This window comes from Micromonospora sp. RTP1Z1 (assembly GCF_033804685.1).
Taxonomy (GTDB): Bacteria; Actinomycetota; Actinomycetes; order Mycobacteriales; family Micromonosporaceae; genus Micromonospora.
In genome coordinates, this window is the sequence record NZ_JAPFQV010000013.1 from 18684 (window position 1) to 38055 (window position 19372).

The following is a 19372-nucleotide window of genomic DNA, read 5'->3' on the forward strand; positions in this document are numbered from 1 at the left end:
GGAGTCTGATGTCTGATCCAACGGCGGAGTTCTTCGACGGGCTCGGCCGCCGCGGCCACGAACCCCTGCTCCAGGAGGCCACCGGCACCATACGCTTCGATCTCGAACACGATCACGGGATCGACCATTGGCTCGTCACCATCAACAATGGTGATATTCAGGTGTCGAGGGAGGACCGCGAGGCCGACTCGGTCGTCCGCGCCGACAAGGGGCTCTTCGACCGGATCGTCAGCGGCGGGGAGAACCTGTACGCGGCGTGGGTACGGAACGAACTCAGGGCCGTGGGCGACATACGGCTGGCGCGCTTCATTCAGCGAGTCTTTCCGGGGCCGCCCGGCGCGCACCACCCGCGGATGTTCGCCAGCGAGCGGAGACGGCAGGGATGACTGAGGACCTTGTCAGGCTTCTGGACGGCAACACGTTCGTGGTCAGTGAGGCGAGCGGCGACATCGACGCGTCTCCCACCATCCCGACCGGACTGTTCTCGTTTGACACCAGATTCCTGTCGAAGTGGCTACTGAGCATCGACGGGGATCGGCTCAACGCGCTCACCGTCGACGACCTCGAGTACTTCGAGACGCGGTTCTTTCTCACCCCGGTTGCCGCGACTCCCGCTATCGATCCCAAGGTTTCGGCCATCCGCGAACGCTCGATCGGTGGCAGCTTCAACGAGCGCTTGACGGTGATCAACCACCGAAGTGAGCCGGTCGACCTACGGATCCGGCTCGAGGTCGACAGCGACTTCGCCGATCTGTTCGAGATCAAGGACGTGCGGGAGAAGAAGGGACAGTACTACACGCGGGTCGAAAACGGGTGCCTGCGTCTCGGCTACCGGCGCGAGGCGTTCCAGCGGGAGACGGTCGTCTCCACCACCGAGCCGGCCCGGATCGACGAGCACGGGCTGACGTACGACGTCCGGATCGGACCACACGGCGAATGGGTGACCGATCTTCACGTGGCGACACTGGGCGTGAACGGGCGTGATCTCCGGGAGAGCCTCCAGGGCAGACCCGGTCGGGTCAAGACGGAGATGCGCCGGGACCTGGACCTGTGGCTCCGTGAGACACCCCGTCTGAACTGCGAATCCGCATCACTGATGATGACCTACCAACGCAGCCTCGTTGACCTTGCCGCGCTCCGTTTCGCGCCGCTGACGGCCGGCGGACGAAGCCTGCCCGCCGCCGGTCTGCCGTGGTTCATGGCCATCTTCGGTCGTGACAGCATCTTCACTAGCCTGCAGGCGCTGCCGTTCGCACCGGATCTCGCCGCTACGACGCTGCGCCTTCTGACGCTGTTGCAGGGCAGCGTGCTGGACGATTTCCGCGAAGAAGAGCCGGGAAAGATCATGCACGAGTTGCGCTACGGGGAGACGGTCGGGTTCGAGGAGCAGCCGCACTCACCGTATTTCGGCAGCGCCGACGCCACCCCGCTCTACGTGATCCTCATCGACGAATACGAGCGCTGGACCGGAGACACCAATGCGGTGCGGCTTCTCGAGCGCTCTGCGCGGGCCGCCCTCGACTGGGTCGACGAGTACGGCGACATCATGGGCAACGGCTATGTCTGGTACCAGCGCCGCAACGAGCAGACCGGCCTGGAGAACCAGTGCTGGAAGGACTCGCCGGAGGCGATCTCCTACCGGGACGGCAGGCTGCCCGGCCTGCCCCGCGCCACCTGCGAGCTGCAGGGCTACGCCTACGACGCCAAGATCCGCGGCGCCCGCCTGGCCCGCGAGTTCTGGAACGACCCGGCGTACGCCGACCGCCTCGAACGGGAAGCAGCCGAGCTCAAGCAACGGTTCAACCGGGACTTCTGGGTGGAGGACGGCGAATACTACGCCCTCGCCCTCGACGCCGACGGCGGCCAGGTCGACGCGCTGTCCTCCAACATCGGCCACCTGCTGTGGAGCGGCATCGTCGAAGAGTCCAGGGCCGCGAAGATCGCTGAGCACCTGCTCGGCCCCCGACTGTTCTCCGGCTGGGGCGTCCGCACCCTCGCCAAGGGAGAGGCCCGCTACAACCCGCTCGGCTACCACGTCGGCACCGTCTGGCCCTTCGACAACTCCTTCATCGCCTGGGGACTACGCCGCTACGGCTTCGCCCAAGAAGCCGCGCACATCGCCCAGGGCATCATCGACGCAGCCGAGTTCTTCAACGGTCGACTGCCGGAGGCCTTCGCCGGACATGACCGGGAACTGACCCGGTATCCGGTCCAATACCCGACTGCCTGTAGTCCGCAGGCGTGGTCGACGGGCACCCCCTTGTTGCTGCTGCGGACCATGCTCGGCATGGAGCCACGCGGGGAGCACCTGGTGACCAGGCCCGGGGTGCCCAGAGAGATCGGCCGGATCGAGCTGCGGGACATCCCGGGGCGGTGGGGCCGCGCCGACGCCTTCGGACGGGGGCGCCTCGGCTGACAGCCGCGGCGTTCAGGCCGCGTACCGGGCGGCCAGGTCGACGATGCGGCAGGCGGCGGCCACCATCGCGCGGTCGGCGAACCGGCCGTCGGGCAGCACCACCGTGCCGGAGTCGCGGGCCTGCGCGTCGGCGACCGCGGCGAGGAGCTCCCGGGCCCGGGCCACCTCGCGCTCGGCCGGCCGGAACGCCTCGGCGATCACCGGGAGCTGGCGCGGGTGGATGGCCGCGCGGCCGAGGAAGCCGAGCCGCCGGCCGGCCGCGCAGGAGGCGGCCAGCCCGTCGAGGTCGGCGACGTTGGCGTACACCGACATGGCGGGCGGCGGCAGGCCGGCCGCGCGGGCCGCGACCACGATCCGGCCGCGCGCCCAGAGCAGGCCGTCGTCGTCGGCGACGCCGAGGTCCGAGCGCAGGTCGGCCTCCCCCAGCCCGAGCGAGGACACCGCCGGATGCGCGCCCGCGATGTCGTACGCGGCTTCCAGCCCGGCGGCGGACTCGATCAGCGGGTGCAGCGGGGTGTCGGTCCGGGCAGCGAGCGCGGCGACGGTGGCCGGGGCCTCCACCTTGGGCAGTCGCAGCCCGGCCAAACCCGGTGCCCCGGCGACGGCGGCCAGGTCGGCGTCCACGTCCGGGCCGGTCAGCTCGTTGACCCGGACCTGCACCGGCACCGGGTGCGGCGCGGCGAGGAACTCGGCGACGGCGGCGCGGGCATACGCCTTGCGCCCGCCGACGACCGCGTCCTCCAGGTCGAGGATGACCGCGTCGGCGCCCGAGGCGACCGCCCTGGCGAACCGGTCCGGCCGGTCGCCGGGCACGTAGAGCCAGGTGAGCAGCATCAGATCACCCCCCGCTCGCGCAGCGCGGCCAGTTCGTCGTCGGTGACGCCGAGCGCCCGGAACACCTCGTCGGTGTCCTGGCCGTGCCGCCGGCCGGCGTGCCGGATCTCCCCCGGGCTGGCGGACATCCGGAACGGCACGTTCTGCATGCGTACCTGGCCGAGGTCCTCGTCGGGGACGCTGACGACGGTGCCCAGCGCCGCGTACTGCGGGTCGGCGAGTATGTCGCGGACGTCGTAGACGGGGGCGACGGCGGCCTGCGCGGCCTCGAACGCGGCGACGACCTCGTCCCGGTCGCGTTTCGCCACCCACGCGCCGACGGCGGCGTCGAGCTCGTCGGCGTGCGCGGCCCGGCCGCTGCCCGTGGCGAACCAGGGTTCGTCGATCAGTTCGGGGCGGCCGACCAGCCGCAGCACCCGCTCGGCGATGCTCTGCGCGCTGGTCGACACGGCCACCCACCGCCCGTCGGCGCACCGGTAGGTGTTGCGGGGGGCGTTGTTGTTGGACCGGTTGCCTAGCCGGGGCTGGACGTAGCCGAGCTGGTCGTACCAGGTGATCTGCGGGCCGAGCATCGCCATGATCGGCTCGATGATGGCCAGGTCGACCACCTGGCCCTGGCCGGTGAGGTCGCGGCCACGCAGGGCCAGCATGACCGCGTACGCGGCGGCGAGCGCGGTGACCGAATCGGCGAGCCCGAACGGGGGCAGGGTGGGCGGGCCGTCGGGTTCGCCGGTGGCGGCGGCGAAGCCGCTCATCGCCTCAGCGAGGGTGCCGAACCCCGGCCGGGACGCGTACGGGCCGACCTGGCCGAAGCCGCTGATCCGGGCGATCACCAGTCGCGGGTTGACGACGTGCAGCTCGTCGGGGCCGAGCCCCCAGCGTTCCAGGGTTCCGGGGCGGAAGTTCTCCACCAGCACGTCCGCGTCGGCGATCAGCCGGCGCAGCAGTTCCGCGCCCTGCGGGTCGGAGAGGTTGCAGGTGACGGTGCGCTTGTTGCGGCCGAGCACCTTCCACCACAGGCCGACGCCGTCCCTGGCCGGGCCGTGGCCGCGCGACGGGTCGGGCTTGGCCGGGTGCTCGACCTTGACCACGTCGCCGCCGAAGTCGCCGAGGAACGCGGCGGCGAGCGGACCGGCGAAGAGGGTGGCCAGGTCGACGACCTTGATCCCGTGCAGCGGCGCGGTCATCGGACCTCCCGGGGCAGGTCGGCGGCGCAGCGGAAGCCGATCGAGTCGGAGCGGGTCAGTCCCGCGCCGAGCAGCAGCAGCTTCACCGACACGTCGGGCGGCTGCGGGCCGCCGTCGAGGTACCAGTCGGAGCCCTCCGCCCGGTACGCGCACCCGCCCTTGAGGATCACGAACCGGGTACGCCCGTCGGAGTGTTCGCTCTCGGTCAGGTTCCAGACGAGGGGTTCCCGCCTGCTGAGCAGCCCCGCCTCGGCGGCGACCTGCCACTCGTCCTCGGTGGGCAGCCGCAGTCCCGCCCAGTCGGCGTACGCGCGGGCGTCGGCGAGGTCGACGCCGGTGACCGGGGCGTCGGCGGGTCCCTGGCCGGCGGTGAACCGTTCCGGTCGGACGGGTCGGTAGCCGGTGGCGGCGAGGAACCGCGCGTACTGGCCGTGGGTGACCTCGTTGGTGTCGATGGCGAAGCGGCCGAGCCGGACCGGACGGCGCAGGGTGCCGGTGTGGTGCAGCCGGGGCGGCAGCGGCTTCCACTCGTCGACGTAGGGCGCCTCCCCGTACAGCCCGGTCTCCCGGACCCGGTGGCGGACGAGCAGGTCGTGACGGCCGCCGTCGACGGTGACCATGCCGTCGGGCAGGGCGGCGAGGGGCGACCACGGGGTGCGGCTCCGCACCGCGGCGCGGGCCGGGAAGGACGGATCGCCGGTCGGCGGCTCGTGCCGGGCGACGGGCGTGTCGGTGGCGACCACGGCGGCGATCGCGCCGGCCGGGAGCGGGCCGCCGACGGCGACCCGGCCGTCACCGGTCTCGCTGACGGTCAGTTCCGCCCCGGTGACCAGGTCGACAAAGCGCCGGCCGGGGCGCGGCTCGGTGAGCAGCCACGGCCCGTCGTGGTCGGCACCCCGGTTGACCACTGTCCACAGGGGTTCGCCGTCGTGCGTCCAGCGGGACGCGTACACCTGGCCGGAGCCGGGGTGGTCGGCGAGAGGCACCCAGTCCTCGGCGCGCAACCAGGCGGCGTGGCTGGCCTGCACCCGGCGCATGGCCCGCAAGACGGCCTTGTCCCGGTCGTTCCAGCCGACCCAGACACCGAAGACGCTCTCCCAGACCAGGACCCCGCAGCCGTTGAGCCAGGCGGAGTGCAGCTCGTCGAGGTGGCTGCGGTGCCAGCGCCGGGTGTGGTGCAGGATGTGCCGCCGCTCGAACCACTTGGCCCGCAGCACCCCGGGCACCTCCGAGTCGGCGAACCACTGCGCCCAGGACATGGCGTGATCGGAGATACGCGCCAGCGGCACCCGGCTCTCCCCCTCCAGGACCAGGCCGGGGCGGACGGCGTCGAGGGCCTTGCGCAGCTCGCCGGCACCCTCCTTGAGGGTGTCCAGGAAGACCCCGTCGACGCCGAGGGTGGCGGCCAGCGCGGCCACCTCCTCGGCGTCGGTGCCGGGCTCCCGTTTTGTGCCGGTGTCCCAGGGGTTGTAGTCGATGAAAACCCGGACGCCGTGCGCCTGGAACGCGCGCACCACCTCGGGCAGCTCGGGCACGTCCCGGTACCAGTCGAACTGGTTGCGGTCGTCCAGCCCGATCACCGGGTACGCGTGCCAGAGCACCACCCCGTCGAAGCCGCCGAAGTCGCGCCGGGCGGCTTCTAGGAACGCCTCGACGGTGAAGACGCCCCGCTCGTGGTCGTAGAGGGTCTCGTCCCAGAGCCAGGCGAGGCAGACGGTGAAGCAGTCGCCGGTGATCTCGTCGTAGTGCTCGCCCGTGTAGGCGATGCGGCCCCGGGCGTCGGCCCGCCACCGGGTGAGCTGGTCCCGCCAGGCGGGCCAGTCGGCCGGGTCGTCGGGGGCGGCGAAGACCTTCGCCTCGTCGAGGGTGGCGAGGTCGGCGTGCGAGCCGAGCGGCACGTCGGCCGGCCGGTCGATCGGCCGCGGCATGTAGGCGTTGAAGCTCACGCGGCATCTCCGTAGGTGGCGGCGTGCAGGGCGTCGATGGCGGCCCGCCGCGGCAGGGCGGTGGACGCGCCCGGCCGTTGGGCGCAGGCCGCGCCGGCAGCGCACGCCCAGCGCAGCACGGCCGTCGCCGTGTCGGCGGTGAGGACGCCACCGTGCTCGGCCAGGGCGACGGCGAGCGCGCCGGTGAACGCGTCACCGGCCGCGGTGGTGTCGACCGCGTCGACCTTCGGCGCCGGGACCTCGATGCGGGCGCCGTGCCGGTCGGCGTACGCGGCGCCGCGCGCGCCCAGGGTGAGCACCACCCGGGGCACCAGGGTCACGAGCGCGTCGAGCAGCGCGCCGGGTTCTTCGGTGAAGACGCCGCCGACGACTGCCGCCTCGTGTTCGTTGACCACCAGCACGTCGACCAGGTCGAGCAGCTCGCCCGGCAGCGGCCGGGCCGGGGCGGCGTTGAGCACCACCGTGGTGGCGTCGGCGCGGGCCCACTCGGCGGCCTGGCTGACCGCCGTGAGCGGCACCTCCAGCTGGAGCAGCAGCACGTCGGCGGCGGCCACCGCCGTCCGGTCGGCCGCGTCCAGCGTGGTGAGGGCGGCGTTGGCGCCGGGGGCGACGACGATGAAGTTCTCCGCCGCGCCGTCCACGGCGATCAGCGCGACGCCGGAGGGCCCGTCCACGGTGCGCAGGCCCCGTACGTCGATGCCGGCGGCGATCAGGTTGTCACTCAGCAGCATGCCGAAGTCGTCGGTGCCGACGGCGCCGACGAAGTCGCAGTCCGCGCCGGCCCGGGCGGCGGCCACCGCCTGGTTGGCGCCCTTGCCTCCGGGCACGGTGCGGAAGTCGCCGCCGAGTACCGTCTCACCGGGCCTGGGCAGCTGCGGCGTGGTCACCACCAGGTCCAGGTTGGCGCTGCCGACCACGATCACCCGGGCGCTCACGCCGCACCGCCGTCCGCTGGCGCCGTGGCCTCGGCCAGGGCGAGGGTACGGTCGGCGAGGGTGTCGAAGCCGATCCCGTCGAAGCCGGCGATGCTGCTGGCCAGCCGGTTGCGCAGCGGGGCGACCCAGCGCTCGGGCAGCCCGGACGCGCCGGTCAGCGCCCCGGTGACCGCGCCGACGGTGGCGCCGGTCGAGTCGGTGTCCCAGCCGCCACTGACCACGGCGCAGATGGACCGCTCCAGGTCGCCGCGCCCGTACGCGAGCGCCGCCGCGACCAGCGCGGCGTTGTTGCGCACGTGCACCCAGTGCAGGTGGCCGTGCCGCTGGTAGAGGGTGTCCACGATGCGCTCCCAGTCGTTTGTGCAAGCGCCGAGGGCGCGCGCCTCCCGGACGGCGGCGGTGAACCGGCTGCCCGGGGGCAGCACCGATTCGGCCGCGTCCAGCACCTCGTCGATGCTCCCGGCGACCGGCGCCGCCGCGGCGAGGGCGGCCACCCAGATCGCCCCGTACGCCCCGGCCCGGACGTGGCTGACGGCGGCGTCCCGCCAGGCCGCCTCGGCGGCCCGGTCGGGGCGGCCGGGGTTGGTCCAGCCGTACACGTCGGTGCGGATCTGCGCGCCGATCCACTCCCGGAACGGGTTGTGCCGGCGGGCGGTCTCCGGCGGGGTGTAGCCGAGCAGCAGGTTGCGGTAGGCGACCCGCTCGGCGGTGAAGACCCGCCCGGCGGGCAACCAGTCCAGCCAGGCCTTGGCCACGTCGGCGCTGGTGAAGTCCGGCCCGTGGGTCTCCAGGAGCCGCAGGGCCAGCAGCGCGAAGTTGAGGTCGTCGTCCTCGGGCATGCCGGCGATGTTCTCGGCCAGGCTGGTGGGGGCGCTGCGCCGGTTCCACGGCCAGCGGGCCGCCACCTCGGCGGGCAGCCCCTCGGCGGTGAAGTACCCGCGCAGCGGCCACCGGCCGGTGGCGGTGAGGATCTCCCGGATCCCGTGTCGGGGGATCTTCTCCACCGGCTTGCCGAGCAGGCAGCCGACGGCCCGGCCGAGCCAGGCGCCGTGCAGCCGGTCCCGGTCCACCGTGGTCGGCAGCGCCCAGGCGGTCGGCCACGTCGCCCGCACGGCGGCCAGGTCGTCCGGCTCGTCGACCGCGTCCGGGCCGGGCAGCGCGTCGGCGGCGTCGAGCAGGTCGACGGCCAGGGCGCGCAGCTCGGGCGACGCGGGCACCGCCGAGGCCCCGCTGATCGGGGCGGTCGCGTCGCCGCCGGCCGCCGTCCAGCAGTCGGCGAGGGCGGTGACGTCGCGGCCCTCGTCAGCGCTGGCCGCCAGCTCGTGCGGGAGTAGGTCCTCCGGCTGCACCCAGGTCAGCCGCAGCCCGCCCGCCGCGCCGGACCGCACGGCACGGCCCCCCGGGCCGGCCGACCGACCGGCGGCCGTCGCGCCACCGGCGGCCGGGACACCCGCAGCGCTCATGCCAGGCCGCCGAAGCGCTCGGCTCGCCGGGCGAACCGCTCCCGGTCCCGGTCGAAGACCTCGGTGGCGACCTCGGCGAGGACCCGCGCCGGCTCGACCAGGTCGGTGCGGGACGCCTCGGCCACCACCGCGGACCACTCGGCGGGCACGGCCGCCGCGCCGCCGAGCGCCCCGGCGATCGCGCCAGCCATGGTGGCGGTGGAGTCGGCGTCGCGGCCGTAGTTGACCGAGCCGAGCACCGCCGCCCGGTATTCGCCGCGGGCCACCACCAGCATGCCCAAGGCCACCGGCAGCTCCTCGATGGCGTGCAGCCGGCTGGGCCGGCGGGCGCCCAGGCCGGGGCTGCGGTACTCCTCCCCCACCGTGTCGTAGGGCGCGACCGCGGCGCGCAGCGCGGGGATGGCGGCCTTCCAGTCGTCGTACCCCCGGGCCTCCTTGACCACGGCGTCGATGGCGGCGCGGGTGCCGTCGCGGGCCAGGTTTAGGGCCGCGGCGAGCACGTCGTCGACGCCCGCGCCGGGGGCCGCGGCGGCGGCGACCGCCGCGGCGAAGACCGCCGCGGCCTCCCGCCCGTAGCTGTGCTGATGCGCCCCGGCGATCTCCACCGCCTCCGCGTACGCCCCGGCCGGGTCGCCGGCGTTGACGATGCCGACCGGGGCCATGTACATGGCGGCGCCGCAGTTGACGATGTTGCCCACGCCGGCCTCGCGAGGGTCGGCGTGCGCGTGGTGCAGGCGGGTGACCAACCACCGCTCGGCCGCGGCCAGCCGGTGGAAGGTCACCCCCTCCCGCTCCAGGTCCGGGATGTACACCACCCGCTCGATCAGGTCGGGGACGAGCAGTTCCACCACGTCGTACGCGTCGAGGTGGTCCCGCTTGGCCGCGTACGCCCGGACCAGCGCGTGGGTCATCAACGTGTCGTCGGTGATGTGCCCGTCGCCCTTGTGGTACGGCGCGAGTGGCCGCGCGGTCGCCCAGTCGGCGTGGTACGGGGGCACGATGCCCTCGACCCAGCCGCCGAAGCGGGCGCGGATCTGCTCGGGGAGCGCTGTCTCGGTGGCACCGCCGAGGGCGTCGCCCACCGCGGCGCCGACCAGGCAGCCGACCGACGTGTCGAGCAAGAGTGACATGGTTACCTCAGAACCTGCTTGCCACCGTCGACCAGCTGCGTGCCGAGCTGGTCCAGGGTGATCTTGTTGGCGAAGTACTGCTGAAGGGCCGGGGTGGCGTACTTGGTCTTCCACTCCGGGTAGCCGTCGACCTTCTGGAACGGGGCGACGGTCAGGTCGGCGGCGCTGTCCGCGGCGACGTCCCAGCCCTGCTTGCCGCTGGTGGCCTTGACCAGCTCCGCGTTGGCCTGCTTGCCGGTCGGCACCAGCCAGTCACCCTTGGCGAGGGTGGCCATGTTGGTCGGGTTGAGGAACCATTCGAGGAACTGCGCGGCCTGCTTCTTGTGCTTGCTGTCCTCGGAGATGGACAGCGTCTGCGGGTTGGCGGCCTGCTTGGTCGACAGCCCCTTGATCGGCGGGAGGGTTACCCACTCGAAGCCGGCGGGGGCCTGCTCGACCATCTGCTGGCGCAGCGACACCGAGCCGGGCAGCATCGCGTACTTGCCGCCGAAGAAGCCGGGGAGGGTGTCCGCGCCGCTCATGCCGAGCGCCTCCGGGGAGGCCGACTTGCTGGTGTAGATCATGTCGTGCATCCGCTTCGGCACCTCCTTCTCCGCGTCGCCGACCTTGACCTCGGTCTTGCCGCCGTCGGTGTAGAAGAACTTGCCGTCGTAGTTCAGCGCCAGGTTCATCACCCGGTTGGTGGGTGACTTCAGCGCCCAGGCCACGCCGTACTGGCCGGGCTTGGTGAGCTTCTGCGCGTTGGCCTGGAACTCGTCCCAGGTCCAGCCGCCGTCGGCCGGCGGCACGGCGACGCCGGCGGCGTCGAGCAGCTTCTTGTTGGCGATGACCACCTGCGACTCCAGCAGGAACGGCACGCCGGTGACCTTGCCGTCGAAGGTGGCGGTGTCCCAGACGCCCGGGTCGATCTGGCCCTTGAAGTCGTCGCTGAGCAGCTTGGAGACGTCGGCCAGGTAGCCCTGCTTGCTGAACTCGCCGATGGCGGATGCCTCGTAGTGCACGATGTCGGCGGCGTCGCCGCCCTCGAACGAGGTGAGCAGCTGGTCGTGGACGGAGTTCCAGTCACCCTGGACGTACTCGACCTGGATGTCGGGGTGGTCGCTGTTCCACTTGGCGACCAGGTCCTTGTTGGCCTGCAGCGACTCCTTCTGCCAGGCCAGGCTGAGGAAGCGCAGCTTCACCGGGCCGGACGACGCCTCGTCCTTGCCGCCGCCGTCACCGCAGGCGGTGAGGGCGCCGAGGCCGACGACCGCGACCGCGGCGGCCGCGGCGAATCGACGGCGGAAACCTGTACGGGGCATGGGGGTTACCTCCTAGGTGATGGGTGGGGGATGTGGTTCCGCTCGTCAGCCCTTGACGGCGCCGGCGAGCGAGCCGGAGGAGAGTCGGCGTTGCATGAACGCGAAGAAGAGCAGGCTGGGCAGGGTGGCCAGCAGGGATCCGGCGGCGAGGGGGCCGAGCCGGGCGGTGCCCTCGATGCCGACGAACCGGGCCAGGGTGACCGGCAGGGTCGCCAGGTCGGGGGTCTTGAGCAGCACGAGGGCGAAGAAGAACTCGTTCCAGGCGGAGATGAACGAGAACAGCGCGGTGGCGACGATCCCGGGCGCGAGCAGCGGGAAGACCACCCGGCGCAGGATCTGCAGGCGGCTGGCCCCGTCGACGCTGGCCGCCTCCTCCAGTTCGCGCGGGATGTTGCGGACGAAGCCCTGGAGCATCCAGAGCGCGAACGGCAGCGCCCAGACCACGTAGATCAGCACCAGTCCGGCGTGGCTGTTGGCCAGCCCGACCTCCCGCAGGATCAGGAAGATCGGGATGATCAGCAGCACGAACGGGAAGAGCTGCGACAGCAGCACCCAGCCCAGCGCCGCGGTGCCGAGCTTCGTGCGGAACCGGGCCAGGGCGTACGAGGCGGGCAGCGCGATCAGCACGGTGAGCACCGCCGAGGCGAGGGACACCTGGAGGCTGTTCAGCGCGGCCCGACCGAGTTCCTGCTCGGTGAAGGCCTGCACGAAGTTCTGCACCGTCGGGTTTTCGGGGATCAGCGTGGGGTGCAGCCGCACCAGTTCCCGGGGCGGCTTGAACGCGGTGGAGACCAGCCAGACCAGCGGGAACCCGAGGAAGATCAGGTAGCCGGTCAGGGCGACGTACTGCAGCGTCCGCCCGGTGCGGCTCGGCTTTCCGAACATCAGTTGGCCTCCCGGAGTCGGCGCCGCAGGTAGACCGCGAGCAGCGCGACGATGATCACGACCATGACGTTGCCGAGTGCGGCGGCGTAGCCGTAGTTGCCGTAGCGGAACGCCTCCTCGTAGGCGAAGAGCATCGGCAACATGGTCTTGCCGCCCGGCCCGCCCGCGGTCAGCACGTAGACCAGTCCGAACGAGTTGAAGTTCCAGATGAAGTCCAGCGAGGTGATCGCGACGATCACCGGCGCGAGGGCAGGCAGCGTGACGTTGCGGAACCGGTGCCAGGTGCTCGCCCCGTCCACCGCGGCCGCCTCGTGCAGCTCGCGCGGCACCCCCTGCAACCCCGCCAGCAGTACGACGGTGGTCTGGGGCATGCCGGCCCAGACGCCCACGATGATCACCGCGGGCAGGGCGGTGCTGAAGTCGCCGAGCCAGTTGGTGCGCAACCCGTCCGCGCCGGCCTGGTGGAAGAATTCGTTGAGCAGGCCGGCGTCGGGGTGGTAGACCAGCTTCCAGAGGATGCCGACCACCACCGGCGGCATCGCCCAGGGCACCACGGCGAGCACCCGGGCCGCGCCCCGGAAGCGCAGCTGCTGGTTGAGCAGCAGGGCCAGCCCGAGGGCGAGCACGAACTGCAGCACGGTCACCCCGACCGCCCAGAGCAGGCCGATCTTGAACGAGTTCCAGAACAGCTCGTCGCCGAGCAGCTCCCGGTAGTTGGCCAGCCCGGTGAAGCTCACCTCGACGTGGCGGCCGGCGCGGGCGTCCGTGAAGCCCAGGTAGATGCCGCGCAGCAGCGGGAAGACCGAGAGCACCACGATGGGCAGCAGCGACGGCAGGAGCAGCAGGTAGATGCCCATCCGGTCGGAGCGGGACCGGGCGGCGCGCGGGCCGTCGGCGCGCGCGACGTCCGGCCGTTCGGCCACGGTCGTCATGCGGTCACCTCCGGGGTGCGCGGTGCCGGCGGCATCGCCGCCTTCGGCAAGAGCGGTGGGGCGCTGGAGGCGCGGACGGCGAGGTGGGGGGCGACCTGCTCGCGGCGGGGCGGCAGGGCCGGGTCGGCGATCCGTTGCAGGAGGAGCTCGGCGGCGCGTCGACCACGCTCGGCCGAGCCGAGGGAGACGCTGGAGAGCTGCGGGAACATCATCCGGGCCAGCTCGGTGTCGTCCATGCCGACCAGGGCCACGTCCCCGGGAACCCGGTGGCCGGCGGCGAGCAGGGCGTGCAGCGCCCCGACGGCGATCAGGTCGTTGGCGCAGACCAGCGCGTCGGGGCGGGCCCGGGCGAGCAGCCGTTCGGCGGCGTCGCGGCCGGCGGTGTACTGGAAGTCGCCGACCTCGACGAGCCGCTCGTCGAGTTCGATGCCGTGACCGGCGAGGGCGGCCCGGAAGCCGGCGTCGCGGGCCGCGCCGGGGACGGTGTCGAGCGGGCCGTTGACGAAGCCGATCCGCCGGTGTCCGGCGGCGACCAGGTGGTCGACCGCCAGCCCCACGCCGGCGCGCGAGTCGGTGCGGACGTTGTCGACCGGGGCGTCGGCGCCCAGCTGACCGACCACCACCACCGGCACCGGGCTGTCGACCAGCGCGGCCAGGTGGTCGTCGGTGACCCGGATCGGCGAGACGATCATCCCGTCGACGTAGCGGTGGGCGAGCCGGCGCAGCAGCGCCGTCTCGTTGGCGACCTGGCCGGCGGTGGCGTGCACCAGCAGCTGCCGGCCGGAGGCGGCAACCACCGACTCGATGGCGCGCATCATCTCGACGTACACCGGGTTGCCGATGTCCGCGACGGCGAGCGCGATCAGGCCGGTGCGCTGCGACTGGAGCGAGCGGGCGATGGCGTTGGGCACGTAGCCGACCTCCGCCGCCGCCGCGCGGACCTTGCGGATGGTCTCGGGGCTGCCCCCGACCCCGTTGAGTACGCGGGAGGCGGAGGCGATCGACACGCCGGCCCGGGCGGCGACGGTGTGCACGGTGGGTCGACCGTCGACCGCCTCCTGTAAACGTTTACGACCCATGCTCGCCACCTCCGCCTGCTTGCTGTAAACGTTTCCGGGAGTCTGCGCCTGAGCCGACCGTCAGGTCAAGGGCCCGTTACGAAAACGTTTCCAACCACGGTGAGCCGGCCCAGGCGCTGCGGGTCGGCGATCACCTCGATCGCCGTGATCCTGTCGGTGGAGATCGTGAAGGTCATGACCGTGACGAGACGTCCACGGGGTGTCACCAGGATTCCCGGCGCGCCGTTCACGAGCCCGGTGTGGGCGTGCTCGGCCCGGTGCGAGAACAGCAGCGCCTGCCGGGCGACGGCACCGGCACCGCGCACGTGTGTCGGGCCCGGGGAGGGCGCCGCAAAGCCGTCGGCGGAAACGGTGACATCGGGGTGGAGCAGGTTGAGCAGCGCCGCGAAGTCGCCCTTGCGCGCAGCAACCAGGAAGGCATCGACGGCCGCCCGTTGACGGGCCCGATCGGTGTCGGGCAGTTCGGCGGCCCGCACCCGGTGACGTGCGCGACTGGCGAGCATTTTCGTCGCGTCGGTCGAGCGCCCGAGGATCGGTGCGATCTCCCGGTAGGGCACGGCGAAGATGTCGTGCAGGACGAGCGCCATCCGTTCCGCCGGCTTCAGCGTGTCCATCACGACCAGCAGGGCGAGCCCGACCGAGTCGGCCAGCACTGCCTCCTGTTCCGGGTCCGAGCCGTCCAGGGGGAACGGTGCGGCGAGGGAGACCTCACGACGTGCCGTGCGCGACCGCAGCATGTCCAGGCACACGCGTGCCACCACGGTGGTGAGCCAGGCGCGGGTGTTCCGGACTTCGCCGGTGTCCGCACGGGCCGTCCGCACCCACGCCTCCTGGACCGCGTCGTCGGCCTCACTTCGCGAGCCGAGCATGCGGTAGGCCACCGCGTGCAGGTGGCGCCGATGCGCCTCGAAATCGTCCACCGTTACCCTTTCGCCGCGCTCTTCGTCTTACCACTGACGGCTGCGAGCACGCACCGGTAACAAGGAGGGGCGATGGCACCACTGGTTTCCACGATCGAGATCGCGCGTCCACCGGACGAGGTCTTCGCCTACGCCACCGATCCTTCGCGGTTCGCCGAGTGGCAGCACGATGTGGTGCGGGTGCGCCTTCTCGACGGCTCACGGTTCACCACCATCCGGAGGATCAGGGGAGCCGAGCGCACGATGAGCCAGCAGATCACCCAGAACGAGGCGCCGCACAACTGGGCGGCTCGGGGCATCGACGGGACCATCCGTCCGCACGCCACGATCACCGTAGAGCCGATCGAGGACGGCACCCGGTCCCGAGTGACGTTCACGCTCGACTTCGAGGGCCACGGCCTCGGTGTGCCGTTGGTGCCGCTGGTGCGCCGGCAGGCGCGGCACGCCGCACCGACCAGCTACCAGAATCTCAAGCGACTCCTCGAGAGGGGCCACTAGCCGACCTCTCGAGTGTTGCCCCTGCGGTTACGAGGTCACCGCCTGCCACTGATAGGCCCAGGGCGGCCCGGAGCCGGTGACCGGTTCGCGCACGTACAGGCCGTCGCCCACAACGTCGACCTCGCCCGGATGCAACTCGCCCGGGGGTTCACCGCGCTCGTCGAGCTCGACGGTCGCGATACGTCCATCGGCCGGTCCGCCCACGATCGGCACATCAGCTACGTCTCGCATACGTGCAGCATTGCGGTCCGGCAACGCTGTGCGTCCAGAACGCCGAAGTTCGGTCCTTCGTCTCCCCGGCGGTCTCGTGGTGACGTCACCCGCCGCCGTCCGAGTTGACCACACTGGTTTGCATTCGACCGTTCCTAAAGACTGAGCGGGAGTGAGTTCCGTTGCCAGAACGGGTCAGTCGTGCGACCTGCCGCTCAAGATCTTCTTTCTGATCGTGGGACGAGACCCTGGCATACAGGCCTAGGCCGTCGACCGCCTCGGGTGCGGTGCTGGCTTCGATGTTCACCAAGACCATGCGCGGTCCGACCCGCTGAGCCGGCACCGGCAACGTCCCATCACGGAACCAGCGATACGCGGTCTGCGGATGCACGCCCTGCGTCCCTCGCCCATTCCGTCAGATTCACACGAAGAAAATTGCACTCACTCGATCATGCTTACGCTCACTCACACGACCTTGGAGGCGAACAGTTGATCACCCTCCGACCTGGACGGCGGGAGACACGGATCGATTCTTGTCGCCGTCACCCCTAGCGCTTCGCGCATCCATGGCAATATCCTCCGTCTCACGCGCGGCTTCTGAAGTTCCTTTTCACTGCTGATCCTCGCCTGCCGCGAAGGAGACGACATGCTCTTCAACCACCCCGAGCTGGACCGCCGTACGCTGCTGCGCGCCGGTCTCGGCGCCGCCGCGGTCGCGGTCGTCGGGAGCGAGCTCGCCTTCCCGGCCGCCGCGCAGGCCGCGCCGGGCGCGAACCTCGACTGGATCATCGGCTGCGACGAGTGGGGAGCCCGCCCGCCGGCGGACCCGCTGTCGATCAGCGCGATCGCCACCAACAAGATCATTGTCCACCACATGGCCTTCCCGAACAGCACCGACTACTCGGAGGAGCACGCCAAGCTGCTCGCCCGGGACTGCCAGGACCTGCACCTGGACGTCAACCATTGGTCGGACACCGGGCAGCACTTCACGGTCAGCCGCGGCGGCCACGTCCTCGAGGGCCGGCACGGCAGCCTGGAGCGGCTCCAGGCTGGCGACCGGCAGATGATCTCGGCGCACTGCCCTGGCGAGAACGGCCGGGCCATCGGCATCGAGAACGAGGGCACCTACGTCACCGAGACGCCGCCGCAGGAGCTGCTGGACTCGCTGGTCAAGCTCTGCACCACCGTCTGCGAGCAGTACGGCCTGCACGCCCACGACATGTTCGGCCACTGGGACTTCCGGGCCACCCAGTGCCCGGGCGCGATGTTCTACCGGGAGTTCCCCACCCTGCGCCGGCGGGTCTTCGCCAAGCTCGGCACCGACCTGGCCGACGTGCCGGCCCGCCGCTGGCCGGACATCTGGCGCTTCGTCGGCGGCCCGGTGGTGCGCGTCGCGCAGTACCTGCTCACCTTCCGCGGCTACACCGTGCCGGTCACCGGTGTCTTCGACGCCGCCACAGTCGCGGCCGTGCAGGACTGGCAGGCCCGCAACGGCATCCCGGTCGACATCGACGCCACGCTCACCGCGCCTACCTGGGAGACCCTCGCGCCGGAGCTGGACAAGGACGCCAGCGGCATCCCGGTCAGCGCGGTGCAGTTCATGCTCAACTCCAAGGGCTACGCCGAGGTCGCGATCACCGGCGAGTACGACTACGTGACCAAGAAGGCCCTGAAGGACCTACAGGAGCTGCACGGCCTCGACCCGAACGGAAAGGTCAGCACCACCACCTGGTGTGCTCTGGTGGGTGGTGTGGTGCGTCAGTCGTTCCAGAAGAGCTGACGGCGCACCGTTCGGCGCGCCTCATCGACGACAACAGCACCGACACCCGGCCGAGCCTCGTTGTCCATCGCTGTCCCGTCTGAGAGCATGACCCGGGTCAGGACACGACCAGGACCTGGTCAGGACCGAGGAGGACGCTATGGCGTCTCGGCTCAACCCGTACCTCAGTTTCCGCGACAACGCCCGCGAAGCGCTGGAGTTCTACCACGAGGTCTTCGGCGGCAATCTCACGCTGAGCACGTTCGGTGAGTTCGGCAGCCCGGAGCCCGAGCTCGCCGACAAGATCATGCACGGCATGCTCGAGACCGACCGTGGCTACACTCTGATGGCCTCCGACACCCCGCCCGGAATGGAACACCACCCCGGCGACAACATCACCGTCAGCCTGAGCGGCGACGATGTCGACGAGCTGCGGGGCTACTGGCAGAAGCTCTCCGACAGCGGCACCGTCTCGGTCCCGCTGGAGAAGCAGATGTGGGGCGACGAGTTCGGGCAGTGCGTCGACCGGTTCGGCATCGGCTGGCTGGTCAACATCGCCCAGCCGCAGGCCTGATCGGCTGCGGCCACGAGGGATGTCGCCCGAACGGCGGTATCCACAATGGCAGCGGACCCCGCCGGAGGGGACCAGAGGCACCGCAGGCAACTGACCCGGCTGGTCACCGCCGCTATGGCGGTGGCCAGCCTGGGTCCACCACGTGGACCTGGTCGGCCTGCAGGAGGTGACGCTCTGGCGGATCGGGCGTACCGGGCGGATCGGCGACCCCGGATACACCGCGGGGCTGGGCGACGACCTGACCGAGCCGGCCGACGACGTCGAGCACCGGATCGACATGGTGATGGTCCGGGGCGCGGTCGCACCGGCGGCGAGTGAGGTCTTCGGCACCGCGCAGCAGACCCCCGACGGCCGGTGGGCGTCGGATCACCTGGGTCATCTGGCGGTGCTCGCCGGCGGTACACCTTCCGCTCCGGACCCGGGGCGGCGCGCATACGATCCGCAGGTGACCGGCGCGGAGGACAGCACGGACGACGACCGATTGGCCCGGCCCGCGGTGCGGCGATGAGGGGCGGCGCGGTACCGATCGGGCCGGCGCTGGTCGCCGCCCTGCTCGGGCTCACCCTCGCGGGCGCCGCGGTGCTCCGGCTGAGCGGCCTGGGCCGGGCCCGCGCGATCCTGGGTGCGGCCGCCCGGGCCACCGTCCAGCTCGGCGTCGTCTCGCTGGTCATCGTCGCCGTGCTGCGCCACTGGTGGAGCACCGGCGCGTTCATCCTTCTCATGTACGTCGTCGCCAGCGTCACCGCCCGCCGGCGGATCGGGGCCGGCGGCCCGGCCTGGATCGCCCCGCTGGCGATCGCTGCCGGGGTGGCGCCGAGTCTCGGCGTACTGCTGGCCAGCCGGGCGCTGCCCGCGACGCCGCTGGTGGTGCTGCCGACGGCGGGCATCCTGATCGGCGGCGCGATGACCGCGACGAGCCTGGCCGGCCGGCGGACGCTCGACGAGCTGCGCACCCGGCACGGCGAGTACGAGGCGGGGCTGGCCCTGGGGCTGCTCCCCCGCGACGCCGCGCTGGAGATCTGCCGTCCGGCCGCCGGGCAGGCGCTGATCCCGGCGCTGGACCAGACCCGCACGGTCGGGCTGGTCACGCTGCCGGGGGCGTTCGTCGGGGTGCTGCTCGGCGGGGCGGGACCGATCCAGGCCGGGGCGACCCAGCTGCTGATCCTGCTGACCCTGCTGACGGTGGAGGCGGTGGCGATCGCGATCGCCGTCGAGCTGCTCGTCCGCGCCCGGGCCCGCACCGAGCCCTGACTCCGGGCGGCGCCCGACGACCCGGGTCGTCGCGGGTGTACCGGTGCGGCAA

19 protein-coding genes and 1 pseudogene are annotated in these 19372 nt (G+C 71.9%); 7 read left to right on the forward strand and 13 right to left on the reverse strand.

Annotation, left to right across the window (positions count from 1 at the left end; genetic code table 11):
• Window positions 1-8 precede the first annotated feature (8 nt).
• Both SLP03_RS09560 and SLP03_RS09565 read left to right on the forward strand, forming a co-directional pair.
• Window positions 9-386 (forward strand): SCP2 sterol-binding domain-containing protein, encoded by a 378-nt coding sequence (locus SLP03_RS09560; RefSeq protein ID WP_319460175.1) that lies wholly within the window; start codon window positions 9-11, stop codon window positions 384-386.
• On the forward strand, window positions 383-2416 hold the full coding sequence (locus SLP03_RS09565; RefSeq protein WP_319460245.1) for a glycogen debranching N-terminal domain-containing protein: 2034 nt from the start codon (window positions 383-385) through the stop codon (window positions 2414-2416). Before SLP03_RS09560 ends, SLP03_RS09565 begins: the two co-directional genes overlap by 4 nt.
• 12 nt (window positions 2417-2428) lie before the next feature.
• On the opposite strand, the gene SLP03_RS09570 is transcribed toward SLP03_RS09565, so the two are convergent.
• The 11 genes from SLP03_RS09570 to SLP03_RS09620 all read right to left on the reverse strand — a co-directional run bounded on the left by SLP03_RS09570 (window position 2429) and on the right by SLP03_RS09620 (window position 15028).
• A complete protein-coding gene (locus SLP03_RS09570) occupies window positions 2429-3250 on the reverse strand; it encodes a CoA ester lyase (protein WP_319460176.1) in 822 nt (273 codons plus the stop codon).
• Window positions 3250-4437 carry a CoA transferase gene (locus SLP03_RS09575; protein WP_319460177.1) on the reverse strand — a complete coding sequence of 396 codons (1188 nt, stop codon included), beginning with the start codon at window positions 4435-4437 and terminating at the stop codon, window positions 3250-3252. The genes SLP03_RS09570 and SLP03_RS09575 overlap by 1 nt, the downstream gene beginning before the upstream one ends.
• The gene (locus SLP03_RS09580; protein ID WP_319460178.1) at window positions 4434-6383 is read right to left on the reverse strand and encodes a formylglycine-generating enzyme family protein; all 1950 of its coding nucleotides are present in this window, start codon (window positions 6381-6383) and stop codon (window positions 4434-4436) included. Before SLP03_RS09580 ends, SLP03_RS09575 begins: the two co-directional genes overlap by 4 nt.
• On the reverse strand, window positions 6380-7318 hold the full coding sequence (locus SLP03_RS09585) for a ribokinase (RefSeq protein ID WP_319460179.1): 939 nt from the start codon (window positions 7316-7318) through the stop codon (window positions 6380-6382). The genes SLP03_RS09580 and SLP03_RS09585 overlap by 4 nt, the downstream gene beginning before the upstream one ends.
• Window positions 7315-8706, reverse strand: a complete 1392-nt coding sequence (locus tag SLP03_RS09590) for an ADP-ribosylglycohydrolase family protein (RefSeq protein WP_319460180.1) — start codon at window positions 8704-8706, stop codon at window positions 7315-7317. The genes SLP03_RS09585 and SLP03_RS09590 overlap by 4 nt, the downstream gene beginning before the upstream one ends.
• Before the next feature lie 71 nt (window positions 8707-8777).
• Window positions 8778-9911 (reverse strand): ADP-ribosylglycohydrolase family protein, encoded by a 1134-nt coding sequence (locus SLP03_RS09595; RefSeq protein WP_319460181.1) that lies wholly within the window; start codon window positions 9909-9911, stop codon window positions 8778-8780.
• Between the two features lie 2 nt (window positions 9912-9913).
• Complete coding sequence (locus SLP03_RS09600) at window positions 9914-11212, reverse strand: sugar ABC transporter substrate-binding protein (RefSeq protein WP_319460182.1); 1299 nt, start codon at window positions 11210-11212, stop codon at window positions 9914-9916.
• A 45-nt stretch (window positions 11213-11257) separates the two neighbouring features.
• Entirely contained in the window at window positions 11258-12097 is an 840-nt protein-coding gene (locus SLP03_RS09605) for a carbohydrate ABC transporter permease (protein WP_319460183.1), read from the reverse strand.
• Window positions 12097-13029: a sugar ABC transporter permease gene (locus SLP03_RS09610; RefSeq protein ID WP_319460184.1), complete on the reverse strand. Its 933-nt coding sequence runs from the start codon at window positions 13027-13029 to the stop codon at window positions 12097-12099. Before SLP03_RS09610 ends, SLP03_RS09605 begins: the two co-directional genes overlap by 1 nt.
• Complete coding sequence (locus SLP03_RS09615; protein WP_319460185.1) at window positions 13026-14108, reverse strand: LacI family DNA-binding transcriptional regulator; 1083 nt, start codon at window positions 14106-14108, stop codon at window positions 13026-13028. The genes SLP03_RS09610 and SLP03_RS09615 overlap by 4 nt, the downstream gene beginning before the upstream one ends.
• A 65-nt stretch (window positions 14109-14173) precedes the next feature.
• On the reverse strand, window positions 14174-15028 hold the full coding sequence (locus SLP03_RS09620; protein WP_319460186.1) for a sigma-70 family RNA polymerase sigma factor: 855 nt from the start codon (window positions 15026-15028) through the stop codon (window positions 14174-14176).
• A gap of 72 nt (window positions 15029-15100) precedes the next feature.
• Here SLP03_RS09620 and SLP03_RS09625 point away from each other — a divergent pair, with 72 nt between their 5' ends.
• The gene (locus SLP03_RS09625; protein WP_319460187.1) at window positions 15101-15526 is read left to right on the forward strand and encodes an SRPBCC family protein; all 426 of its coding nucleotides are present in this window, start codon (window positions 15101-15103) and stop codon (window positions 15524-15526) included.
• A gap of 27 nt (window positions 15527-15553) precedes the next feature.
• Here the strand turns inward: SLP03_RS09625 and SLP03_RS09630 are convergent, their stop codons facing one another.
• A complete protein-coding gene (locus tag SLP03_RS09630; protein ID WP_319460188.1) occupies window positions 15554-15730 on the reverse strand; it encodes a hypothetical protein in 177 nt (58 codons plus the stop codon).
• A gap of 199 nt (window positions 15731-15929) precedes the next feature.
• Window positions 15930-16161: pseudogene (locus SLP03_RS09635) on the reverse strand (IS607 family transposase); the annotation flags it as partial.
• A 221-nt stretch (window positions 16162-16382) separates the two neighbouring features.
• Between SLP03_RS09635 and SLP03_RS09640 the strand changes: the two are divergent.
• The 4 genes from SLP03_RS09640 to SLP03_RS09655 all read left to right on the forward strand — a co-directional run bounded on the left by SLP03_RS09640 (window position 16383) and on the right by SLP03_RS09655 (window position 19320).
• Window positions 16383-17516 carry an N-acetylmuramoyl-L-alanine amidase gene (locus SLP03_RS09640; protein WP_319460189.1) on the forward strand — a complete coding sequence of 378 codons (1134 nt, stop codon included), beginning with the start codon at window positions 16383-16385 and terminating at the stop codon, window positions 17514-17516.
• Between the two features lie 139 nt (window positions 17517-17655).
• Complete coding sequence (locus SLP03_RS09645; RefSeq protein ID WP_319460190.1) at window positions 17656-18069, forward strand: VOC family protein; 414 nt, start codon at window positions 17656-17658, stop codon at window positions 18067-18069.
• A 142-nt stretch (window positions 18070-18211) separates the two neighbouring features.
• A complete protein-coding gene (locus SLP03_RS09650) occupies window positions 18212-18577 on the forward strand; it encodes a hypothetical protein (RefSeq protein WP_319460191.1) in 366 nt (121 codons plus the stop codon).
• Window positions 18574-19320: an ABC transporter permease gene (locus tag SLP03_RS09655; protein WP_319460192.1), complete on the forward strand. Its 747-nt coding sequence runs from the start codon at window positions 18574-18576 to the stop codon at window positions 19318-19320. The genes SLP03_RS09650 and SLP03_RS09655 overlap by 4 nt, the downstream gene beginning before the upstream one ends.
• Window positions 19321-19372 lie beyond the last annotated feature (52 nt).

Coding starts and splice junctions, on each gene's coding strand:
- SLP03_RS09560 (WP_319460175.1), top strand. CDS start 9: ATGTCTGATCCAACGGCGGAGTTCTTCGACGGGCTCGGCCGCCGCGGC.
- SLP03_RS09565 (WP_319460245.1), top strand. CDS start 383: ATGACTGAGGACCTTGTCAGGCTTCTGGACGGCAACACGTTCGTGGTC.
- SLP03_RS09570 (WP_319460176.1), bottom strand. CDS start 3,250: ATGCTGCTCACCTGGCTCTACGTGCCCGGCGACCGGCCGGACCGGTTC.
- SLP03_RS09575 (WP_319460177.1), bottom strand. CDS start 4,437: ATGACCGCGCCGCTGCACGGGATCAAGGTCGTCGACCTGGCCACCCTC.
- SLP03_RS09595 (WP_319460181.1), bottom strand. CDS start 9,911: ATGTCACTCTTGCTCGACACGTCGGTCGGCTGCCTGGTCGGCGCCGCG.
- SLP03_RS09600 (WP_319460182.1), bottom strand. CDS start 11,212: ATGCCCCGTACAGGTTTCCGCCGTCGATTCGCCGCGGCCGCCGCGGTC.
- SLP03_RS09605 (WP_319460183.1), bottom strand. CDS start 12,097: ATGTTCGGAAAGCCGAGCCGCACCGGGCGGACGCTGCAGTACGTCGCC.
- SLP03_RS09610 (WP_319460184.1), bottom strand. CDS start 13,029: ATGACGACCGTGGCCGAACGGCCGGACGTCGCGCGCGCCGACGGCCCG.
- SLP03_RS09615 (WP_319460185.1), bottom strand. CDS start 14,108: ATGGGTCGTAAACGTTTACAGGAGGCGGTCGACGGTCGACCCACCGTG.
- SLP03_RS09625 (WP_319460187.1), top strand. CDS start 15,101: ATGGCACCACTGGTTTCCACGATCGAGATCGCGCGTCCACCGGACGAG.
- SLP03_RS09640 (WP_319460189.1), top strand. CDS start 16,383: ATGCTCTTCAACCACCCCGAGCTGGACCGCCGTACGCTGCTGCGCGCC.
- SLP03_RS09645 (WP_319460190.1), top strand. CDS start 17,656: ATGGCGTCTCGGCTCAACCCGTACCTCAGTTTCCGCGACAACGCCCGC.
- SLP03_RS09655 (WP_319460192.1), top strand. CDS start 18,574: ATGAGGGGCGGCGCGGTACCGATCGGGCCGGCGCTGGTCGCCGCCCTG.